We start from the raw sequence: 22,273 nt of genomic DNA on the forward strand, positions 1-22,273 counted from the left end.
AATAATTAAGATTTCTTTTAGGATAACATAATTTTCAGGTCTTTTCAATTTACATTTAAATAAGCTCTGCTATCACAACTGTTTCCTAGCTTGATCCTACATAAAGTAAAAGAGTAAGCGATTTTATTCCTCTTCCTTAGCTTTTAGCCCAATTCTCTTTGATAATCTATAGCTTGCGCTAGATTGGCAGCCTTATCTTGAGCAGTTAAATCTAGGGTTGTCGCTGCTGGATTACCCAGGACATTCTTGAGCTTATCATGTAGTCCTGCGTAATCTTTCAGGTCAAAGAAATGCTCTGGTGCACAGTAGCGAGGATTGTGCATGCGTTCTTTAAACCCTAAGATTAGCTGACGACTCTCAAAAGCTGTGCGGATAGCATTGAGGATTTCATTGCCTTGATTGATATCCAAGTAAATATCACAACGGCCATAGAGCTGTAGAACCGTCTGGTTGGTTACATTTGGATAGAGGTGGACATTTTCGTAACGTCCAAGACTGGTCAATTTGCTGGACATCTCTGTAATAGCTGCGATATGTAGGGTCATCTCAGGAAAATCTTCAATGATATTTTCCACATAAGATAGCTGATCCGAATTGGTCAAAATCAAGGCTTCCTTATGGGATTGATTTTCCTTGCGGAATGGATATAAGAGTCCTACATAGCTAAAGAGATCACGATATTGTGGCTCTATCAAGCTGACGATACGCTTATAGGTTTGACGATTTTGCACGATAATTTTAGTTGGGCGAAGGCCTTCTTCCTCAAGGAGCAAGCGCATATTATCAGGGATCTGATCACCGATTGGTTCCTGCCAAAAGAGTACATCGCTTCCTGGTAAACTGAGCTGACGCTTGACCTGAAAAGCTAGCCCCAAAGAGTTGAACAAGATACGATCCAAATCGTAGCCTGAAGCCTGAATATAGTAAGCCACAAAATCAGCCCTAGATTTGAAAATGTAAATCCGTCCGTCATGGTCTAAGACCAGATCACCCGTCACATAATTCTCAACCAAGACTTCCCTACCTTCTTTGTTATAGTAGGATTTTTGCACAGGATGTTCCTGGGCATCAAATATCGTTTGTGCAAAGCGATAGCCATATTTATTATAGTGATCTGTACTGCGTACCTTGCCTTGATTATCTAGCCAATCAACAGTCTGGACAAAGCGGTTATGCTTATTTTTGGCGTAGTGAATGGTTGCTCGCTTTTTATCAAGGTCAAAGATCTCAGCGTTACTGTTGCTTCCTTTGATTTCCCAAAATTTGGGAATGGGCACTTCATTGAAGTGAAGCGGCTTGCCCTGCACTTGGATAAATCCTGTGAAAAAGAGGAAGGGAGAGGTAACATCATCTGGTAAAAAACCGTCATCATTGATAGAAATCGTAACATTTTGATAGCCTGATAAGATGAGCGAATAGTGCAAATCCCAGCTATCTTGCGTGTAATTGTCAAATAAATTAATCATTGCGCAACTCCTTAATCAACTGCCGCCATCTGTCCTCAACATTTTCCGCTAAATAATTCTCTGCAATGCTATAGGAGCTTCGATGCATGCTCTCTAAGTCATCACTGGAGAAAATTTGGACAATCTTCTGACTCAAATGCTTGACGATATCCTGGTCAGTATCAAAATCATTGAGGGAGACAAGGTAGCCGTTTTCTCCATCATGGATAAAGTTTTGATTGCCGTAGCGGACATCAAATCCTATCAGGGGCAGACCAGATCCTACTGCTTCCATAAGTGTCAGGCCAAAGCCCTCACTTTTAGAGGCTGAGAGATAGACTTGGTGGTGCATGTAAGTATCTGTCAGATCCTGGTGGCCCAGCAGTTGGATATAGCCAGAAGCACCCTGCTCATCGATCAATGCTCTGATTTTTTCTTCTTCGCTACCAGACCCATAGATGTCAAAGTTGAGCTGTGGAATTTCTTTGCGGGCTTCTACAACAGCCTGTACCAACCAATCGACGTGCTTTTCAGTTGCCAGGCGGGAAGCTGTCATGACAGAGAAGGGAATCCGATTGCTCATGGGCCTTTTCAAGGTGTCTAGGCTCCCCACCGGGATAGTCACAATGCGGGGCTGAATATGCTTGTAGGTCATAAACTGTTCAGCTAAGATATTTCTCTGTGTATCTGTCGCAACGATAAAGGCATCTACGCTATCAGCATTGGTAAATTGGAAATCATAGTAGTTATTCCAGAGGATATTTTGAGCTGTGGTGCTGTTGGCGCTGAAGTGCTCAGCATGGACAACCACGGCTAACTTGGCTGGCTTGACATGGCGAAAGACTGCTGGCCCCACACCGGTCGAGCGGTCCAGAATAACGACATCTTCTTCTTTGAGCGCCAGCAATTCCATATAATAGCCGATCAGCTCTTCTCTAGAAAAGAGAATCTTGTGCGGAAAGCGATAAAAGGGCTGGTCGCCATCAGTGATCTCGTCATAGGCAACACTGCCATCACTATTATAAAAGGTTCTCTTGTAGAGCTTAGCCGCATTATCCTTAGGCGCATAGAACTCTGTAAAGGTCAGTGTTTTGCCATTATTGTAGAAGTCTTTGCGAACTAGATTACCATTTGAGACAAACTCAATACGGTGGATATGCCCTCTGTCATAACGGCAGTAATAGGCAGTCGCAAAGTCACGGTCGCTAAAATAAAAACGAATCAAGCGCTCTTCGTAATCGATATTGGTGATGTCTCGAGTAAACTGAGCTTTTAAGTCATCTACCGTAAAGGTTGTCGGTGAGGGCTTTTGGTCTGTGAAAGCCATGTAGAGCCAAATAATCTGATCATCATCAAAGCCAATATTTCTGGCCATATCAATGATATTATCCTGACTGAAGAAGTCCACAAAGATAAACTTGGAGTGAATCCCAAGATTTCTGAATACACGGGAACGATAAGCCTGAGCATACTCTACCCCACTGGAGGCCCAACCCAGTCCCAAATTGATATTATAAACTGTCATGGTTCTTTCTTTCTAGTGTGTTGTTTTTCTAATCATTGAGCCCAATCTGTCTAGAGATGACCCAATTTTCCACTTCTCATCATACCATAAAAACGACCTTAAGGGCTAGGACCAACTAGCAAATTAAAGGAGTTGTCAGAGAGAAGCTATTTGCCCGTTATTTTTCTTACCTAGCTCGCTTTAGTTTTAGAGCTTTCAAGAGAAAAATTAGGATATTTGCGATTGGCTAGCTCGCTCTCCTAGACTAGTCGTCTCTAGCAATTTATGATAAACTGTAAGCAAGAAAGGCTGAGGATTACCTTATGATTGATAGTCAAGACATCTTAGCAAAAATGAATCCCAATCAAAAAATCAATTATGATCGTGTTATGCAAAAAATGGTTACCAACTGGCAGGATCAAGGATTGAGGCCAAAGATACTCATGCACGTCTGCTGCGCTCCTTGCAGCACCTATACCTTGGAGTATCTGAGCCAATGGGCAGACATCACGGTTTATTTTGCCAATTCCAATATTCATCCCAAGGCAGAATACCAAAGGCGCCAATATGTGGTTGAGAAATTTATTCATGATTTCAACGAAAACACTGGGCAGGCTGTCCAATTTCTGGGGGCTCCCTATGTTCCTAATGAGTTTTTCCGGACTGTTCACGGGTTAGAAAATGAGCCCGAAGGCGGAGATCGCTGCCGCGTCTGCTACGACTACCGTTTGGATAAAACGGCTGAAAAGGCTGTGGAGCTGGGGTTTGATTATTTTGGCAGTGCCCTAACCATCAGCCCTCACAAGAACTCCCAAACCATCAACGCTGTTGGACTTGATGTGCAAAAGATTTATGATACCCAGTATCTTCCAAGCGATTTCAAGAAAAACCAGGGCTACCAACGCTCTGTAGAGATGTGCAAGGAATACGATATCTACCGACAATGCTACTGTGGCTGTGTCTTTGCTGCCAAGGCTCAAGGGATCGATCTAGTGCAGATCAAAAAAGAGGCCCAAGCCTTTATGGAAGGTAAGTCGATCGATAAGGATTACGCACAGATCCACTTCACTTTTAATGGAGAGGAAGTCTAGGGGTTGAGATAAGTTCTCACCTCTTTTATAAAACTATTTGAAATTTATCTTTGTGATTGTCTTTTGGTGAGTAAGCCGCATAGCTTACCTGAATTTTCTGAAAATAGCTTGACAAATGAGACAAATAAACATAGAATAAGGGTAATGTAAACGAAGGGGGACAGAGAAGACATGATCCATACGTCTTTTGGGAATCATAGAGTGCATAACTTTTATTACTTTAGTTTCTTTAGATAGACGTTTGTAGCTCTTGAGATGCAAACGTCCTGACACATGTTTGTATCTATGAAGCTAGAGGTTTTTTCTGTCGAACAGCTGAGTAGATAACACTTATCTAACTTCGCTGTTGGAGGCTGATACCTAAGGGGAAAGCTGATAAAAAGAGCCAGTTAGATGAGCTTGTCTAACTGGTTTTTTGTTTACTTGATTTAGGAGAGGGATCAACTAAGTCCATCAACATCTTAAAAGGAGTCTCACATGAAGAAATTCAGTGCTATCATGTTTATCCTCGCACTTGGTTTGCTAACACTGGCTGCCTGTGGCAAGCAGGATAAATCTAAGGAAGCGGTCCATATCGGGATCCTGCAGTATGTCGAGCACCCATCTTTGAGTGCTACCCGTAAGGGATTTGTCAAAGAGCTCAAAGATCAAGGCTATCGTGAAGGTAGGGACTATGTCATTGATTTTGAAAATGCTCAGGGCGATCAATCCAATCTACAGACTTTATCGCAATCGCTGATTGATGATAATGATATTGTCCTTGGGATTGCGACACCAGCTGCCCAATCACTAGCCAATACCTCTAAGGACACACCGATCCTCTTTACAGCGGTGACTGATCCTGTCTCAGCCAAGCTAGTCAAGTCCATGGACAAGGTGGGGGGCATCGCTACAGGGACTAGCGATCTATCGCCGATCGATGAACAAGTCAAGCTCCTCAAAAAGGTCATGCCCGACGTCAAAAAAGTCGGTATCATGTATACAACCAATGAGCGTAACTCAGAAGTTCAAGTCGATCAGGCTAAGAAAGTCTTCAAAAGAGAAGGTATCCAGACGGTCGTCAAGGGTATCTCCTCAACAAATGATGTCCAAGATACGACTAAGAGCCTGATGAGTCAGACTGAGGCGGTCTTTATTCCAACCGATAATACTATCGTCAGCTCCATTTCCCTAGTAACGGATCTTTCAAAAGAAACGGGCGTTCCAGTGGTTGGAGGATCTGCTGATATTGTTGATAAAGGTGTGCTCTTCACCTATGGGGCTAACTACCAAGCACTCGGTCAGCAAACAGCTAAGCAGGCTATCCGCATCTTACAAGGGGAAAAGGTCTCTGGCGTTGCAGCTGAGTATCCAGAAACCCTAGATGTTGTTGTCAACAAGGATATGGCAAAAACATTGGATATTGATCTATCCGCTATTGAAAACCAGGCTAGCAAGCAAGGGAAGTCAGCATCTGATAAAATCATCGCCCAGCATAAAAAAGCTGGTAAGACAGCCTTAAAGGCACCAGCATCTAAGCAAAAATCAGGAAGCAATGGCCTGAGCAATGTTATCCTTTCTGCTATGGCTCAAGGACTCCTCTGGGCTATCATGGCTATTGGGGTCTTCATTACCTTCCGCATCCTTGATATTGCTGACTTGACAGCAGAAGGGTCTTTCCCTCTTGGTGCTGCTGCTACGGCTATTCTCATCGTTAAAGGTGCTGATCCTTTCCTTGCAACACTAGGTGGTTTCATAGCAGGGATGGTTGCTGGAGCTGTATCTGGTTTCCTCCATACGAAGATGAAGATTCCTGCCTTGCTAGCTGGAATTATCACCCTGACGGGGCTTTACTCGATCAATCTCCTGGTGTTGGGTGGTACTGCCAACCTCTCTCTTTCTGGTAAAACGACCTTAGTCACTATGGTGACTGGTCTTGGTCTGTCTAAGGTGGTTGGTGTCATCTTACTGGGCTTGATCTTTGTCGCTTTAGTTATCGGACTCTTAGTCGTCATGATGAATACGCAGATCGGACTGGCCCTGCGTGCTACGGGTGACAACCTAGCTATGGGGGAAGCTAATGGTATCAAGGTCGATCGTATGAAGATCTTGGGTTATATGATTTCTAACGGACTCATTGCCCTTTCAGGATCTCTACTTGCTCAAAACAATGGCTATGCTGATATGAATATGGGGACTGGTACTATCGTCAATGGTCTGGCTGCCATTATTCTGGCTGAGGTGATCGTCAAATACTTGCCACTTGGTAAGCGTTTGGGCTCTATTATCGCTGGTTCTATTATCTATCGCTTGGTCTTGGTTATCATTTTAGCTATGAATGTCGATGCCCAGCTATTGAAGCTAGCTTCTGCTATCTTCCTAGCCGTGATTCTGTATGTCCCAGAAATCCGCTCAAAATTAGCTATCAAACCTAATAAAACATTGACAGGAGGTAAACACTAATGGCTCTACTTAGTCTACAAGGCATTCATAAGACCTTTGAAAAAGGTACCGTCAATGAAAATCATGTCCTCAAGGGGCTGGACTTGGCTATCGATCAGGGAGACTTTATCTCTGTCATCGGGGGTAATGGAGCAGGTAAATCAACGCTCATGAACTCTATCGCTGGTGTCCTCAGTGTCGATGAAGGAGACATTCTCCTCGAGGGACAATCCATCAAGAAGCAGTCTGTCGATGAACGGGCTAAGCATATCAGCCGCGTCTTTCAGGATCCTCGTATGGGAACAGCGACCAACCTTAGCATCGAGGAAAATATGGCTGTTGCCTACCGCCGTGGTAAAAAGCGTAGCTTCTTCAAACCCTCTATCACTGAGAGTGAACGGCAGATTTTTACAGAGGCTCTCAAGGATCTGGGATTAGGATTAGAGGAGCGAATGAAGACCGATGCTAACTTTCTCTCAGGGGGGCAACGTCAAGCACTCACCCTTGCCATGGCGACTTTGGTGAGACCTAAGGTTCTGCTGCTGGATGAGCACACGGCGGCTCTGGATCCTAAAACCAGTGATATGGTCATGACCCTGACCCGTAAAATCGTCGAAGAGCATCAACTCACCACCCTCATGATCACCCACAATATGGAGCATGCCATCCAGTACGGCAATCGTCTCGTCATGCTCTATCAAGGGAAGATCGTTGTCGATATTAAAGGGGAAGACAAGAAAAATCTCACTGTCCAAGAACTTCTCGATCTCTTCCATAAAAATAGTGGACAAGTACTCAATGATGATGCACTCATTTTAGGCTAGTTTATAAAAATAAGTCCGAAGACTAATCATCTTCGGACTTATTTATTTTCCTTATGGGACTTGCACTACTCTAACGTCCGTCTGTCCTAGTAAAATCAGGTACTTATCAATTTTTGTGATGGCATAGGATTGCTGGAGCGCTTTCGCGTAAAGCGCCATTTGATCTTGATAGCGATTGAGGAGATCTTGGGGGTCTTGGTAGCGATCAGTCTTGTAGTCAAAAAGGACAATACGATCTTGGTAAAGAATGAAACCATCAACAATCCCCCGGATGACCGTCTGCTCACCGGACTCTGGATCCGTATACAGCATAGCAAAGGGTGCCTCTCTGACAAGCTGGTCAGCCTGACTGATCATCTCTCGTCCCAGCGCCTGATCGGCAAAGAAGCTCAGGATCTTTGGCAGATCGATCTTGGCTTTCACACTTGGATCAGCATCGACCTGATCCAGAGCTTGCTCTAGATCTGAGAGATCAAGGTCTTCTCTCAAGGGCAGGCGTTGCATGAGCTCATGGGTGGCTGATCCTATGGCGGAGGCTGAAACCTTATCTGCCTTCTCAAAGCTAGGCAGGGCAAAATCTGTCTGGGTCACTCGCTTCTCCATAATATCCAAGCCATCGTCCTCTAAAATGGGCTGGTGAAATTTTTTGATCTGGCTGGGTGTCCGAACGGTTGGCAATGTAATGGCTGCTTGATAGCTCTGGTTGAGAGTCTCAACTGCTTCTAGGGCTGCGAGGGCTTGACTGATACGATCGGACTGGCGATTGTCCTCAAGGACATCAGCCTGAATAGCAAGTGTCTCGCTCACTTCTCCTAGATCTGTCAGCTCGGTTGCACTGATAAAGGTGACATCAAAGGCTAGGTCATCTTCTGGGAAGTTTTGAGACAGGGCTAAAATCCAATCTTGGAAGCTAGTCCAGCTTTCCCGTCCTGCTGTCGCCAATCGCTCTTGACTACGATTGCCTTTATATTTGTCTGTTAGGCTTACTTGACTGCCTTTGCCGATCAGATACAGCTTGGTCTCAGCCCTGGTCATGGCTACGTAGAGGAGGCGCATCTCCTCAGAAAGGGCCGCTCGGTGGAGGCGACGCTTATTGATGAGATAGGGGAGGGTATCCATACTGAGTCTGACGTGAGGGAGGTCAGCCTGAGGAAAGCGATCAGCCACATCGGCTGTGTATTTGATACCGATACCGGACTGGCGGTCTAGGATTAGACGAGCAGATTCATCAGCCTTGTTAAAAGTCTTGTCCAGATTAAGAATAAAGACATAGGGGAACTCTAGTCCCTTACTCTGGTGGATGGTCATGAGCTGGACGGCATCCTTAGGTAGGGTGACATCAACATCAGCTAGATCATTATCGGTAGCGATCATACGGTCGATCATACGGATAAAACGTGGTAAGCCCTTAAAGCCTGTCTGTTCAAACTGATGCGCCCGAAGGGTAAGAGCGTAGAGATTGGCCTGACGCTGCTGACCATTGATCAGGCTGCCAGCATAGTCATAGTAAAAGCGATCACGATAGATCTGCCAGATCAGATCATGGAGACTGCTGGTCTTTGCCATGGTGCGCCAGTTGTTCAGAAAGGTCTGGAAACTGGTCAGACTCTGGTGGAGCTCAGTTGTTATCAGCTCTGGGTGTTGACCAGAGCCCTCTAGGGCTAAGAGCAGCTTATCATAAAAATTTCCATGCTGCTGCTGGAGGGAAATCCTGGTCAGAGCATCTTCGCCAAAATGAAACATGGGAGATTTCATCAGTGCAATCAAGGATTCATCACGAAGGGGATTATTGATGGCTCGTAAGGTATCCATCATAATCATAATCTCTAAAGACTTGAGATAGTGCCCTTGGGTGTCCTCTGTTGCAATAGGAATCCCGTACTTGGCAAAAGCATCCAAGATAATGTCATTTCGGGTCCGTGTCTCGACAAGCAAGGTCATCTCATCAAAGGGCACTCCTTCTTCTTTGTGCAGTCTCAGTATTTCCTTGACGACAATTAGTACCTCGCCTGCACTAAGATCGGCTTGATCCCCCTCTTCTAAGTCTGCTTGGCTGTCCTCATCATAGAGCCAGACCTGCATGCGATTGTCAGGCTGGGGCTGACGTTTTTGGGCGTTACCAGCCAGCAATAGATGTATTTCATCATAGTCGATCTCCCCCATCTCTCGATCCATGAGGCGGGTAAAGACCGCATTAGTAGCCTCTAAAACTTCGATATGACTGCGAAAATTCTCCTTGAGCAAAATCAGAAGGCCCTGAGATTTTTCAGGATCAAAGGTCGCTACCTGATCGAAGGCTTCAAGCTTGCCTCTAAAGATCATAGGATCAGCCTGGCGGAAGCGATAGATCGACTGCTTGATATCACCTACCATAAAGCGATTGTGACCATTGGATAGAAGATCCAGCAGACGCTCTTGCATCTGGTTGTTATCCTGGTATTCATCGACCATGACCTCATGGTATCTAGACACATAGAGCTGACGGATCTGTGCATCTCCCTCCAAGATTTCAATAGCTAGATGGGCAATGTCTGTAAACTCAAAAGCACTCTCTTGCTTCTTACGCTCCAAGTATTGCTCAGAGAAGTCCAGTAGGAATTGCTGGAGAACCTCTAAGATCGGTAGAGCTTGAGCTTGGTAGGTCTTCAAGAGGGCAACCGTTCTTAGATCTGAGGCTAGGCTCAAGAGAGGCTCTAGATGTTTTTTTCGCTCACTATTATAGGCTGAGGCAAACTCTTTTAGCAGGGGATCCTTGTTAGCACCGATGCGCATGGTCACGTGAGAACTGAGTTCTGATATAGGGTTTAGCTGCTTGCTCAGCTGAGAAAGATCTGCGGTGAGATCAATGCCCTCTAGCAGGTCGACCAGATTATCAACCTTGTCCAGATATTTATAGGTCTTTTGGAACTCCTGTCTAACCGTCGTGAGATGCTCACGGAAAAACTGGATCGCATCCTCCACGAGACGATTCAGGTCTTGCTCTTTAAAATGCGGGACTAAAAAGTCTTGGACCTGCTGGTCGAAATCATGATGATAGCTGGACAGCATGGTTTCTTGGAGCCATTTTTGCGGATGAGCCGTCGATTGGCTAAAGCTGTACAAGGCATAGACTACCTCACGAAAGCCTGAGGAATCTTTGCGGTTGCCAGTAAAGTTGCGTACTGTTTGCTGGAATAATTGAGCATCGGCTCCTTGCATATAGCTGGCAAAGAGATCTTGATAGACCTCTTCTTTGAGGCTTGCCTGCTCACTTGGATCGGTCATGATACGAAATTTAGGCGAGATGCCGAGGACATAGCCATAGGTCGCAACCAGACGCTGGGTGAAGGCATCCATGGTTCCGATATCAGCATTAGGCAGATCATTGAGCTGTTGGGACAGGTGCTGTTTGAGAGCCTGACTCTTGGTTTCAGTCAGCTCTGCTGTCAGCTTTTCTTCTAGGCGGTCTCTTAGTTCACCAGCTGCTTTGACGGTAAAGGTCGAGATGAAAAGCTGATTGATCCCTACACCACGCTTGATCATGTCGATAATGCGCTCGACCATGACAAAGGTCTTTCCTGAACCAGCCGATGCCGATACCAGGATATTGGTGCCATTGCGATAGATGGCATCGATCTGCTCAGGGGTTCTAGGCAGGCGCCCTTGGTCCTTGGCTAGCTTCTCCTCACTGGTCTTTAGGTGGGCGATCTCTTGGTCGCTCAAAAAGTCAGTCATCAGGGACTCAGTCATGACGGTTGTCTCCTTTCTCGTGAGATAGTTTAGCCATCGTCTCATCACGCTTACCTGTCCATAGATGGCGGGCATAGGACAGGTGGCGATCAGCCTCAAAGCCGGTAATGTTGTTGAGCTGCTCACCTTGGACGCTGCGACCATCTGTGGTATAAGGATTGATGGCAAAGCGACCGGAGAGGATGGTTTTGGCAGCCTCTCGGTAGAGCTGTTTGGTATGATTGAGCAGGGCAATCATCTCATCTGGGGTGAATTTTTTATCCTTTTGCTTGGTATTGTAATATTTCCCTAAATGATCGGTGGCTGCGGCTTCAAAAATCCCCTGATACTTAAATGATCGATCCCAGATCTCTAGCGTCTCATCAATCTGGTTGATAGCCGACCACTTGAGCTCTGGATCTTGCATATGAAGGTACATAGCACCGAAGACCTCCTGTTGGAAATCAGCTGGCATTTGGTCCTTTAAAGCTAGAATATAGGTCAAAAGCTGAGGCGTTAAGCCATTGTAAAAATCGACTAAGTTAAAGGTCTTATCTCCAGATTTGTAGTCCACGATTCCAATGCCATCTGCAAAACGCAGCTGGTCTACACGGTCAATCTGTCCCTTGATCAAAATATGATGCTTATCATCTATGGGTAACTGATAGTGGAAATTAAGCTCCAGCGCCTTGAGATAGTCTGGTGTCTCTTGCCAATCGTGATCTCCTAGATAATGCTTGGCTGTCTTTTTATCTAAGACTTGGACAGCTTCGTTTTTAGCCAAAATCTGACTCATACTGCGGGCAATATCCAGCAGAATCGCTTGACTAAAGCGCCCTTCCTGGTCACTAGCATAGAGCTGCTGGTAGACCTCTTCTTGATTGACCTGTTGAATGGCCTCTTCTAAGCCTTGATCAAAATGCTCGGAGTCGCTGGCCTTGGCCATAGCCTTCTCAAAAATCTTGTGGAGGTAAACGCCATGATGTCGGAAGTCTGGATGAATAGACTCCTCCTCCTCGAGTCGTAAGACGTGTCGGAGAAAATAAGCGTACTGGTTATTATAAAAAGTTGTCAAGCTAGAAGCCGAGAGGGATAGGGGCTGGTCCTCTGGGTAGAGAACCTCGAGGGCTTGCGGAGAAATCGGCTCAACCTTCAAGCTATTTGTGATACTAGGGATAATCATATCTTTTTCAGCTAGGCGCTTGCGCAGACGACGGACCATGACGGACCAGAAGGTCTGGCTAGCTTTGTCGATATCCTCACCCTGATAGAGCTGATTAGCTTCGATGACTTGAGATAAGAGGGCCTTGTAGGAGCCGAGATCCTCTGGAGTATCTGTGAATCTGATACTCTTTTTGACTTGAGGCTCGATTCCTAGGTTGATCAGATCCTGCAAATAAGGAGAGAATTGGTCTTTTGCTTCCTTAAAGATCTGCGGAGCTGATAATACCAGATGCTCAGTCGCTGCATTTAGCAGGGAGATCATGACAGAATGGTTTTTCTTGACATTGTCTTGACTGGGCTGCTCTAGTCTCCCCGAGCTGGTCTTTAATTTCTCATTGAGCTCCAGACGCTCCTCATCTGTAATCAGACTTTGAGCACGGGATAGCCTAGGGAAATTCCCTGCTGTTAGACCAATAGCATAGACATAGGGAGCTGTATGAGGTTCAATCAGCTCATAGTCCTTGATCGTGACGACATCTACAGTGGCGGGAACTGTGCGATAGTGGCTGGCCTGCATACCTGATTGAAGAATGGCTAGGAAGTCATCTAGTTTTAGGCTGGTCTTTGCAAAAATATCATGGAATTCCTCCAATAGGTCGCTGAAGGTCTTCCAAACCTGGTTCTCTTTTTCAAGCTCAGCCTCTGATTTTCCTTGAGCGAGTTTAGCCATGTTGGCTGGCAGATGAATCTCTTCTAAAAAGGGGATAAACTTATGGCTGAGCAGATTTTTTCCTTGCTGCTGGCGAGTTTTAAAGAGTTGGCTGAGCGGTGTGATGATAGCTTGACGCAGGGCATTGAGATGCTCAAGGTCATACTTATAGAGGGGAGTCCCATCCTCACTTGCACCATACTGGCTGTTAGCGCTAAAGGGGGTGCTGAACTGAGTCAAGCCCTTGATGTCAGCATAAGTGATATACTGCTCAAACTTATCGATCTCATAGTCGGAAAGATCCTGATAGAGACCGCTCTTGAGCAAATTGATCAGGTCTTCGGCACGAAAGTTATAGCGTTTGAGACGTTCCAAGCTTTCTACAAACAAGACTAAGGGGTGATGGTTCATCGGTTCTGACTGGCCTAGATAGTAGGGAATCTCATACTGGTCAAAGACTTTTTCAATCTGGAGTTGGTAGGATTCCACATCTCCTAGCAGTACTAAAATATCCTTATAACGCACCCCTTGATTGAGTTTCTGGCGAATATTTCTAGCTACCTGCTCAATTTCCTCTTTTTGGCTGACAGTATCCCAAATGGTGATGGCAGACTTATCCTCCTTGCTCAGCGATGGCTGCTCAGCTGAAAAATCATATCTGGCTTCCAATGCTTGGGAGAGATGGGCTAGGTTGTCATTTTCGGGCTGTCCTAGATAGTGGGCTCTTATCCCAAATTTAGCTTGCAGCTCCAGCAAAAACTCAACATTAGCTTGATAGAGATTTCCATTTAAAAAATTTGAGCGATAGGCTTTTTGGCTGGCATAGGTCCCAATAATCACCTCAGCACCACGCTCGTGTAGGGCGGTGATCAGGGCTTCTTCTTCTGCTGAAAAGCGACTGAAACCATCGATGACTAGAACTAAGTTGCTCACTTCTCCATCGAGATCCCCTGCCTCTACATGCGTGAGAAATTGGGCTAGTTTGGTCTGCGACTCGAAACCTTCTTGGTTTAAGATCTCATAGAGGGCAGTAAAAATGGTCAAGAGATCTTGATATTTAAGGTTAGAAGATAGCCCTTCTAAATCCATGATGGTCAGATTTGAGCGCTGCAGTTCCTTGTAAAGATCGACTAGCTGCGCCATAAAGCTGCTGTCCTTTTTGAGACTGCCGTAGATCTTGAGTTGACCATCGTCCAGCTGTGACAGCAGTCGATAAAAAAGCATACTGAGTCCGGTGTCAGTGATGGGCTTTTTACTGTCGGTTCGATTGAGGACAAAATAGCGTGCCAGCTGGGCAAAGCGGGTAATGGTGATCGCAAAGGATGCGCCTTCAGGCAGACGAGATAAAACCCTGCGCTCCTTTTCAAAGGATAAGGAGTTGGGCGCAATATAAAAGACACGCTTTCCCGCTAAAGCATAGTCACGCGCCATATCTGCCAACTGATCAGTCAAGCGTTGACGAATATCTGTATAGACAAGTCTCATACAAAGCCTACTTTCTCTTGTATCATTGCTATTATTATAACACAGAACAGTTCACAGCCTTTATCGCTGGAGAGCAAAGCAAGATAGGTTTACTGACTTAACGATTAGCATGGCTAGTAGTTATAGGGGAGACATGCTTTTAAGGTAAGCATTATTCTGCTCAAAAATTACCAGAAATAGGTCATTTAACTATGAAGTAGTGAGGCTAAGTCGTCCTTGCTAATAGCTAATAACCGATCTGGTCAATCTAACAACAAAAGGCAGGGATTCTATCCCTGCCTTATATAACTTCCTGATCATCAATCAGTTTAGTTTTTTCCAGAATTTACGGTAAATCATTGTTTGAAGTAGAGCTAATGCTAGTAAGCTGAGAATGACCAAAATCAAACTGACAGCTAAAGGATTGATGAACTCTGACAATAGAAATGCAAGAAGAACTAGCATAGCACCAATCAGTATATCTCCAAAAATGATTCCAGCCACTAACCACTGGCCACCTCCACGATTGAAAAGCTGGGTAACATCTTGCCAGTTAAGCACTAACAGTCTATAATCACGGCTGTAATAAATTTGCCCGACCACAAAAGAGGTCAAAAGATAGGCCACAAGGAAACTGAGTGATAAGCCCAGTGATAGACCAGCCAACAAACCAACAGCTAAAAGGACAAGAGCTGGCAAGCAAAACTGAGCCAGTGCCAAGACTAAATATTTTTGTCTCAGAAAGGCCTTGAAATTAATAGGCAGGGCCTTAAGCATTGGATAGTCTTCCTTTTCCAAGGAGAGAGCAACCCCTATAAAGCTTGTCGGCATTGCTGCCATCAAGCCTACGATGATCCCAATCAGCCAAACTATACCAAAATATACCAAAGGAATACGATCTAATCCTCCTTTTCCACTAGTCAAGGATGGAACTAATATCAAAAGAGGATAGAGCAAGGGGGACAAGTAGGTCTGGATGATCAAGGTACCATTTTGCAAGGTCGCTACATGATGACGAATCATCAGTTTGGTGAGTGTACTATCCTGATAGGTTTTTTTCTTGCGTCTGGAAGCCTGAGCAGTCCCACTATATATGGTTTCTTGATAGAACCTTGGGACCATTGCCTTCACAAGGCAGATCAGCAATAATAAGACTGTCAAAAGAGGAAGATAGAAATGTAAAAGACTGTTGAGGCCAAACGGTTGCACGGCAATATCATAAAAGCCTCTAAAATAGGGTAAGAGAGGGCTGTCACTGACAGCATTTTCCTGATAGTCGCTTGATTTAAAATTTAAAAAGAACCAGACCGCCAGCCAACCGACTGTTGTAATAATCATCAGGAGGCTCGAAAACAACTTGCGGCGAGAACTTCTAACAGCTAGACTCCCTATGAGATGGTTGAGAACCAAAGCAAGGGTAATACAACTAACAAATATGAGCGAAAAATTCAGCAAGGCTAGAATCAGCCCTAAGGGACCTATTATTTCCCAGTAGGCAATGCTGAGCAAAGCCAGCACGGGCACTAAAAACATGCTGCCCATTCCCAATGATGAGATGACCTTAGCCATATAAATTTCTGACTGCTTAATAGGTAGGGGCGCATAAAGAGCCAAATCCCTACTGTCATAAAAAATAGAATACATGGCCGAAAAAACATAGAAAAGAGCCATGATAAAGAAAGAGGCTAGGTATTGGTTAAAAACTCCTGGGTACCTCTGAAAGTTGACTCTGGAAAAATTGAGAAGGAAAATAAGTGTAAAGCCACCGATCAAAAGCAACTGCTGCCTAAGCATCAGCTTATAAGACGTATAGCTCTTATCTGGACGCTTTTCTCGCCTCTTTTTGATCTGTGTCATCGACTGCGGATTAGAATAGAGAATATTGATTTTCGTCAATTCCCATATCGTTGACCAAGACATCATCTACTCCTCCTCTTCCATATGACGACCAGCTATTTCTAGATAAATAGTCTCTAGATCCTTATTTGGATAATTCGCTCTAAGCTCTGCTAGGGTCCCTACAAAGATCAGCTCGCCTTGTTTAAGAATACCGATGCGGTCGCACAGCTGCTCAGCGACTTGGAGTACATGCGTTGAAAAAAGTACTGTTTTACCGCTAGCAGCATGCTTTTTCATCATCTCCTTAAGGTCAAAGGAAGCTTGGGGATCAAGCCCCGTCAGAGGTTCGTCCAAAATCCAAATATCTGGACGAACAACCAGCGCTCCTATAACAATGACCTTCTGACGCATCCCATGTGAAAAGCTGTCGATAATATCATCTTGTTGCTCAGTCAAATCAAATAACTGCGCTAATTCCGCAATCCGATCCTCTATCTGAGCAGGGGTCAATCCATAGATCTTGCCTAAAAAATGCCAATATTCCTTTGCAGAAAGGTTGAGAAAGATATCTGGCGAATCTGGGACATAGGCTATTTTACGCTTGATAGCGTCACGATTTTGCGACAAAAGATCACCATCTACTAATACATCTCCCTGACTGGCTTCAATGATAGAGGTTAAAATACTAATGGTTGTCGTTTTTCCTGCACCATTATGGCCGATCAGTCCAAAAATTTCACCATCTTCTATAGTTACATTCAAATCCTTCAAAGCTTCCTTATCGCCGTATACTTTTGATACATGCTGAAATTCAATCATATCAATCTCCTTTTGCCAAGATACTAACCCCATAAAACTAAATATTAGAGGAGCGTATCAAAACATCCTAAATTTTGGCTGCTTTATATTCCATATTATGGTTTCCATTATAATATATTGTCTATCTCAATCAAGCAAAAAAGAGAGAATGCCAAAGATTCTCTCTAAGATTAATAAGCAAGCGAGAAGCCTAAAATCAAGGCAAGGGGAGACATGGCCTTAATAGTCTTTAAGTTATTTCTTTTCATAATCACTCATCCTACTTTCTACTTAATGCTTATGATTTTTATGCTTGTCTATAAAGAAATATAGGGCACACAATACGATAACAATCCTTATAATTGAAATGACCTGGCCAACTGTTTGCATCATGTTATTTGCTGATTTTTGCATAATATCATCAATTATGCCTAATGCAAAAAATAATATTAGGAGTATAGCGGCTATACGTCGTCTATTCATATCTCGATCCTCACTATTCATTTATAAAATTTTTACAACTATATTTAGTCTGTATGAATTTTCTTCAATCATTTACAACAAACAAGATATTCCAACTTATGATCCATTTAAAACCTATACGGGGTATCGCTAAGATCACTCTGCCCCCTATTCTACAACGATCACGTAGAGGACGCAAGATAGTATCAAAAACACCCCAATCGTTAGATTTTTTGGCTAACTTTTGGAGTGCGGTTCAAATCAGACCTTTCTTTTTATATCCGTTACAGCTGAGTGATCCTATTTACTCAAACACAGCATAATAATCGGCTAGGGTCATGCCTTCTTTTTCGTCTTTATTGAGGTCTTGGATGATCTTGCCCTCCTTCATGACAATGAGGCGGTTACCGTATTTGAGAGCATCCTCCATATGGTGGGTGATCATGAGGCCTGTCAGCTGGTCCTTGGTCATCATCTTATCTGTCAGGGTCATAAGAGCCTGACTGGTCTTGGGATCAAGGGCAGCTGTGTGCTCGTCTAAAAGTAAGAGGTCTGGACGCTTGACAGTAGCCATGAGCAAGCTCAGAGCTTGGCGCTGTCCGCCTGAGAGCGAGCCTGTCGGTGTTTCTAAGTGCTTTTCAAGACCATTACCGATCTGCTCGATTAGGGTTTGAAACTCAGCCTTGTGAGCCTGAATCTTTCGTGGCACTAGACCTCGGCTTTCCCCACGGTACTTGGCAACGAGGAGGTTCTCAGCCACGGTCATACGTGGTGCTGTTCCCATCTTTGGATCCTGGAAGACACGAGCGACATACTTGGCCCGTTTTTGGGCAGGAAGGTGGGTGACGTCCTCTCCCATAATCTCAATACTGCCTTTGCTCAAGGGTAAGGTACCAGCAATAACATTGAAAAGGGTCGATTTCCCAGCTCCATTGCCACCAAGGATGGTCAAGAAATCATGCTCATAGATTGTGAGACTGACATCATCTAAGATGATTTTTTCCTCATCATAGCCGTTATTAATTGCCACAGTGGCATGCTTTAATTCTACTACTTTTGTCATCGTGATAAGCTCACCCCCTTAAAGAACTTTTCCTTGAGTCTTGGCACCATGAGAAAGACTGCCAAGATGACTGCGCTAAAGAGCTTGAGGTAGTTGGTATTGAAGCCCAGTGCCACAACCGCCCAGATCAAAATTTGATAGAAAATGGAGCCAATGACAATGGCTACCATACGCTCTAGCATGGTCAGGTTGCTAAACATGACTTCACCGATGATGATGCTGGCAAGCCCAATGACGATAACACCGATCCCTTTGGAAACATCAGCATAGCCGTCCTGCTGGCTGACTAAGGCACCGGCGAGGGCGATAATACCGTTTGAGACAACCAAGCCCATCAGTTCCATATTGTCCGTATGGATGCCAAAGGAGCGAGCCATCTCACGGTTATCCCCAGTGGCGATATAGGCTTGACCGAGGCGGGTATTGAGGAAAAAGATACTAGCTGCAATCACGAAAACCACTACTAGGACTCCCATGACAAGGAGGTTAAGATTACTGCTAAAAGGGAGAGCATCTTGCAGACGCTTATGATTGAGCAGACCGATATTGGAGCGCTTCATGATCATGAGCATGATCGAATTACAAGAGGTCATGACCAAGATCCCTGCTAACAAGGTCGGAATCTTACCACGTGTATAGAGGAGCCCTGTTGCTAACCCTGCTAGGCACCCAGCCAAAACGGCTGCCAGCGTTGCAAGGAGGGGGTTCACGCCATTGACCATAAGGGTCACAGCGACAGCTCCCCCCAGTGGAAAGCTCCCTTCTGTCGTCATATCTGGGAAATCTAGGATCCTAAACGTCAGATAAATCCCTATTCCCAACACAGCCCATAGCAGGCCTTGAGAAATTACAGCTATCATAATATTATCTCCTGATACTCATTTTATTGATGTTGTTATCTGTCATACCTAGATGGGAACTGCCCTATTTGCAGGCAGCTCCCTATTTTTCCTGGCATCGCTTAACGGCTTTGTATCTTGTTAGAATTGAACACGCCTACGATGCTGGGAAAAAAGAATCGCCTTCCTCAAATCTCAGGTTTTATCAGGCGGCTCCCTATTTTTCTTGGCATCGCTTAACGGCTTTGTATCTTGTTATTTAATCACTACGCCTGATTTTTCTGCTTCTTTAAGTGTTTTATCTGGGACAGTGATGTTGAGCTTTTTAGCCGTTTTGAGGTTGATGGAGGGGCTGCCGGTGTCAATGACTTTGACAGGTAGGTCACCGATTGTTTTCCCCTTTAGGACTTGAGCGGTCATCTTACCAGTCTCGACACCGATATCGTACTGGCTTTGATAGATAGAGCCAAGTCCTCCTTGCTCTAGCATGGTATCAACACTTGGATAAATCGGCAGTTTATGGCTATCTGCGATGGAGACAACCGTTGTAAAAGCACTGGCAATAGTATTATCTTGAGGAATCCAGAGGGCATCGACTTCCTTGGCCATGACATTCATAGTCGTCGTGATTTCATTGGTAGAGGGTACCGCATACTTTTTGATACGATAGCCAGCAGATTTAGCTGTTTGTTCAAATCCCTTGACTTGAGAGACAGAATTATCCTCACCACTGGCATAGAGGACACCGATCGTTTTGACCTCGGGTGTCAAGGTTTTAATCAGATCAACGGTATCTTTGACAGGGATTTGGTTGGACGTCCCTGAGACGTTGCCACCGGGGTGTTTCATATCTGAGACCAACTTGGCACCGAGTGGATCGCTGATACCTGCCATGACGACTGGTGTATCCTTGCTAGCATTGGCTAGACCTTGGGCTGCGGGAGTTGCAATCCCAACGAGGACATCGTTATCATTGTCTGCCAGCTGCTTACTCATGGTAGAGATTTTGGACTGATCGCCTTCTGCATTGAGGTATTGGATCTTGATCTTGTCACCAGAATAGCCCTCTTTTTTTAGCTCATCTACGATCCCTTTATTGATCTGATCCAAAGCATCGTGAGTCACCAGCTGTAGGATACCGACCTTGACAACCTTGTCTTTTTGGCTAGGACGGCCAAGACCGGTCTCGTCATGGACTACCAAGGCTATAGTAAAGAGAATCAAAAGGGTCAGAACACCCCATAAGCGCTTGTTTTTCATAGAAAACCTCCACACATAAATTGCTAACAAGAAAGTATTGGGCTAATCCAGAGTCAGACAATGATAGGTCTTTAATCACTATAAAAGCCCTCACATTCACTTAGGAATGTGAGGGCGTCTAGTCCACGCGGTGCCACCTCAATTAGAAAACCAATCTCAAGTTTTCCATCTCATGATCGTCTAACAACGATCAAGCAGGGTAAGGTCTGCTAAACCTGAAGGACTATGTCTTATCCTCAATCTCTAGCTCACGTCTGTGAAGCCAAACAGCCCAATCTTCAGCTGCCCCACTACCTGTTCACAGTCCCCACAGGCTCCCTGAAAGCAAGTACAGCTTACTATTTCTGTTGACATTATTATACACAAATTAAAAGAAGAGTCAACAGGAATTTTGTAAAATTTAAAAATTCAGAATAAATTAAACCTATTCTATCTGAACTTTACAAAGGTAACATTTCAACATCGTGTCAGTTATTTAAGGTATAGAAGCGATAATAATAAGATCTCATGATTTTTGATATGCTATAGTGTATATGTAAGATAACGTATAACAACATAATCTAAATTGTAGCATTTTCGGAACACTAGGTCTATTTGCGGAATAACATTTAGCCTTTTGCGGAACAATAGTGATTATTAATACTATCACCTAAAACTGAATAACCATATTCTCCACCAATACAACAAGTTGGGATTCTACAACATAGATCCTTCTAAATTATTGCTCAGCTCAATTATGCCTTTACCCGTGGCTATATACGATCAAGGCTTATCACTAGTAAAGAGTATTAATAAAGGACTGAATGTCTATAATACCGTTTCAGTCCTTTTTATTTTCATGAGCTTATTTTTTATCTAAATAGTCTTTCAAGCTGGTTGCTGGTCTGCCTAGCACACGCTGGATGTCTGGGCTTATGGCCGCTAGCTCGCCATTGGCAATGGCGGTATAGGTGCTGACCCAGCCATCGTATTCCCAGTCCTGCGCTGGCCAAGCCTTACGAGAGGCATAGGCTTCCTCAATCGTTTCTTCCATGTAGGAGACGGGTTTATCCAGCTCCTTACCAACTATGGCAGCGATCTCTGCCATGCTCAGACTTTCTGGGCCTGTCATATCCAAGATTTGATTGTGGTAGGCTGCTGGCTCTTCTAAGACCTTAGCTAGGACAGCTACCACGTCCTCACGTACGACTGCTGAGACACGACCTTGCCCAGCAGGCCCTTTGATTTCTCCGTACTCTTGGCAGAGTTCCACGAAAAAGTCCATGTAAAAATTATCCCGAATAAAGGTATAGGTGAAACCTAGGTCTTTGATATAGTCCTCCGTCCAAGCATGGTCACGAGCATAGGTGAAGGTAGCATCTTCACTGGCTTCTAAAAAGCTGGTATAGATGATATGCTTAACGCCAGCATTCTTAGCAGCATCGATCAATCCTTTATGAACCTGAATACGATTTTTGTCCTCTCTGGCTGATACCATAAAGAGGACATCGACACCATCCAGTGCCGCTAGGGTAGCTGGACTTTGATCATAGTAGGCTTCATGGACGGTCATCCCTGCTAACTGCGGTGCCCGCTCGGGGGAGCGAGCTAGCAATCGAGCGGGAATATGGTTATGGGCCAATTTTTGAGCAAGACGGCCACCGAGATAGCCTGTTACACCTGTTATAGCTAGGGTTGTCATA

12 protein-coding genes and 1 pseudogene are annotated in these 22,273 nt (G+C 44.6%); 3 read left to right on the plus strand and 10 right to left on the minus strand.

Annotated features, from left to right (window positions below; translation table 11 throughout):
* Positions 1–146: 146 nt before the first annotated feature.
* A pseudogene (gene gtfB, locus AC4HAI_RS02990) lies at positions 147–1,466 on the minus strand (accessory Sec system glycosylation chaperone GtfB); the annotation flags it as partial.
* Positions 1,459–2,970: an accessory Sec system glycosyltransferase GtfA gene (gene gtfA / locus AC4HAI_RS02995; RefSeq protein WP_491110393.1), complete on the minus strand. Its 1,512-nt coding sequence runs from the start codon at positions 2,968–2,970 to the stop codon at positions 1,459–1,461. The pseudogene gtfB and the gene gtfA, both read right to left, overlap by 8 nt.
* A 302-nt stretch (positions 2,971–3,272) precedes the next feature.
* Between gtfA and AC4HAI_RS03000 the strand changes: the two genes are divergently transcribed.
* The 3 genes from AC4HAI_RS03000 (at position 3,273) to AC4HAI_RS03010 (ending at position 7,285) form a co-directional block, all read left to right on the plus strand.
* Complete coding sequence (locus AC4HAI_RS03000) at positions 3,273–4,040, plus strand: epoxyqueuosine reductase QueH (RefSeq protein ID WP_491110395.1); 768 nt, start codon at positions 3,273–3,275, stop codon at positions 4,038–4,040.
* A 477-nt stretch (positions 4,041–4,517) separates the two neighbouring features.
* On the plus strand, positions 4,518–6,482 hold the full coding sequence (locus AC4HAI_RS03005; RefSeq protein WP_491110397.1) for an ABC transporter substrate binding protein: 1,965 nt from the start codon (positions 4,518–4,520) through the stop codon (positions 6,480–6,482).
* On the plus strand, positions 6,482–7,285 hold the full coding sequence (locus AC4HAI_RS03010) for an ABC transporter ATP-binding protein (protein ID WP_491079463.1): 804 nt from the start codon (positions 6,482–6,484) through the stop codon (positions 7,283–7,285). Before AC4HAI_RS03005 ends, AC4HAI_RS03010 begins: the two co-directional genes overlap by 1 nt.
* A 51-nt stretch (positions 7,286–7,336) precedes the next feature.
* On the opposite strand, the gene addA is transcribed toward AC4HAI_RS03010, so the two are convergent.
* From addA to AC4HAI_RS03050, 8 genes are all read right to left on the minus strand, one after another.
* A complete protein-coding gene (gene addA / locus AC4HAI_RS03015) occupies positions 7,337–11,014 on the minus strand; it encodes a helicase-exonuclease AddAB subunit AddA (protein WP_491110398.1) in 3,678 nt (1,225 codons plus the stop codon).
* The gene (gene rexB / locus AC4HAI_RS03020) at positions 11,007–14,351 is read right to left on the minus strand and encodes an ATP-dependent nuclease subunit B (protein WP_491110399.1); all 3,345 of its coding nucleotides are present in this window, start codon (positions 14,349–14,351) and stop codon (positions 11,007–11,009) included. Before rexB ends, addA begins: the two co-directional genes overlap by 8 nt.
* A gap of 303 nt (positions 14,352–14,654) precedes the next feature.
* Positions 14,655–16,253, minus strand: a complete 1,599-nt coding sequence (locus tag AC4HAI_RS03025; RefSeq protein ID WP_491110400.1) for a hypothetical protein — start codon at positions 16,251–16,253, stop codon at positions 14,655–14,657.
* Positions 16,254–16,988 carry an ABC transporter ATP-binding protein gene (locus AC4HAI_RS03030; RefSeq protein WP_491110402.1) on the minus strand — a complete coding sequence of 245 codons (735 nt, stop codon included), beginning with the start codon at positions 16,986–16,988 and terminating at the stop codon, positions 16,254–16,256.
* 745 nt (positions 16,989–17,733) lie between these two features.
* The gene (locus AC4HAI_RS03035) at positions 17,734–18,492 is read right to left on the minus strand and encodes an ABC transporter ATP-binding protein (RefSeq protein WP_491079469.1); all 759 of its coding nucleotides are present in this window, start codon (positions 18,490–18,492) and stop codon (positions 17,734–17,736) included.
* Positions 18,489–19,352, minus strand: a complete 864-nt coding sequence (locus tag AC4HAI_RS03040) for an ABC transporter permease (protein ID WP_491079470.1) — start codon at positions 19,350–19,352, stop codon at positions 18,489–18,491. The genes AC4HAI_RS03035 and AC4HAI_RS03040 overlap by 4 nt, the downstream gene beginning before the upstream one ends.
* Before the next feature lie 234 nt (positions 19,353–19,586).
* On the minus strand, positions 19,587–20,591 hold the full coding sequence (gene trpX, locus AC4HAI_RS03045) for a tryptophan ABC transporter substrate-binding protein (RefSeq protein ID WP_491079471.1): 1,005 nt from the start codon (positions 20,589–20,591) through the stop codon (positions 19,587–19,589).
* A gap of 844 nt (positions 20,592–21,435) precedes the next feature.
* Complete coding sequence (locus AC4HAI_RS03050; protein WP_491110404.1) at positions 21,436–22,272, minus strand: SDR family oxidoreductase; 837 nt, start codon at positions 22,270–22,272, stop codon at positions 21,436–21,438.
* Position 22,273: the final 1 nt, after the last annotated feature.

The organism is Streptococcus sp. ALY_208, from assembly GCF_058314295.1.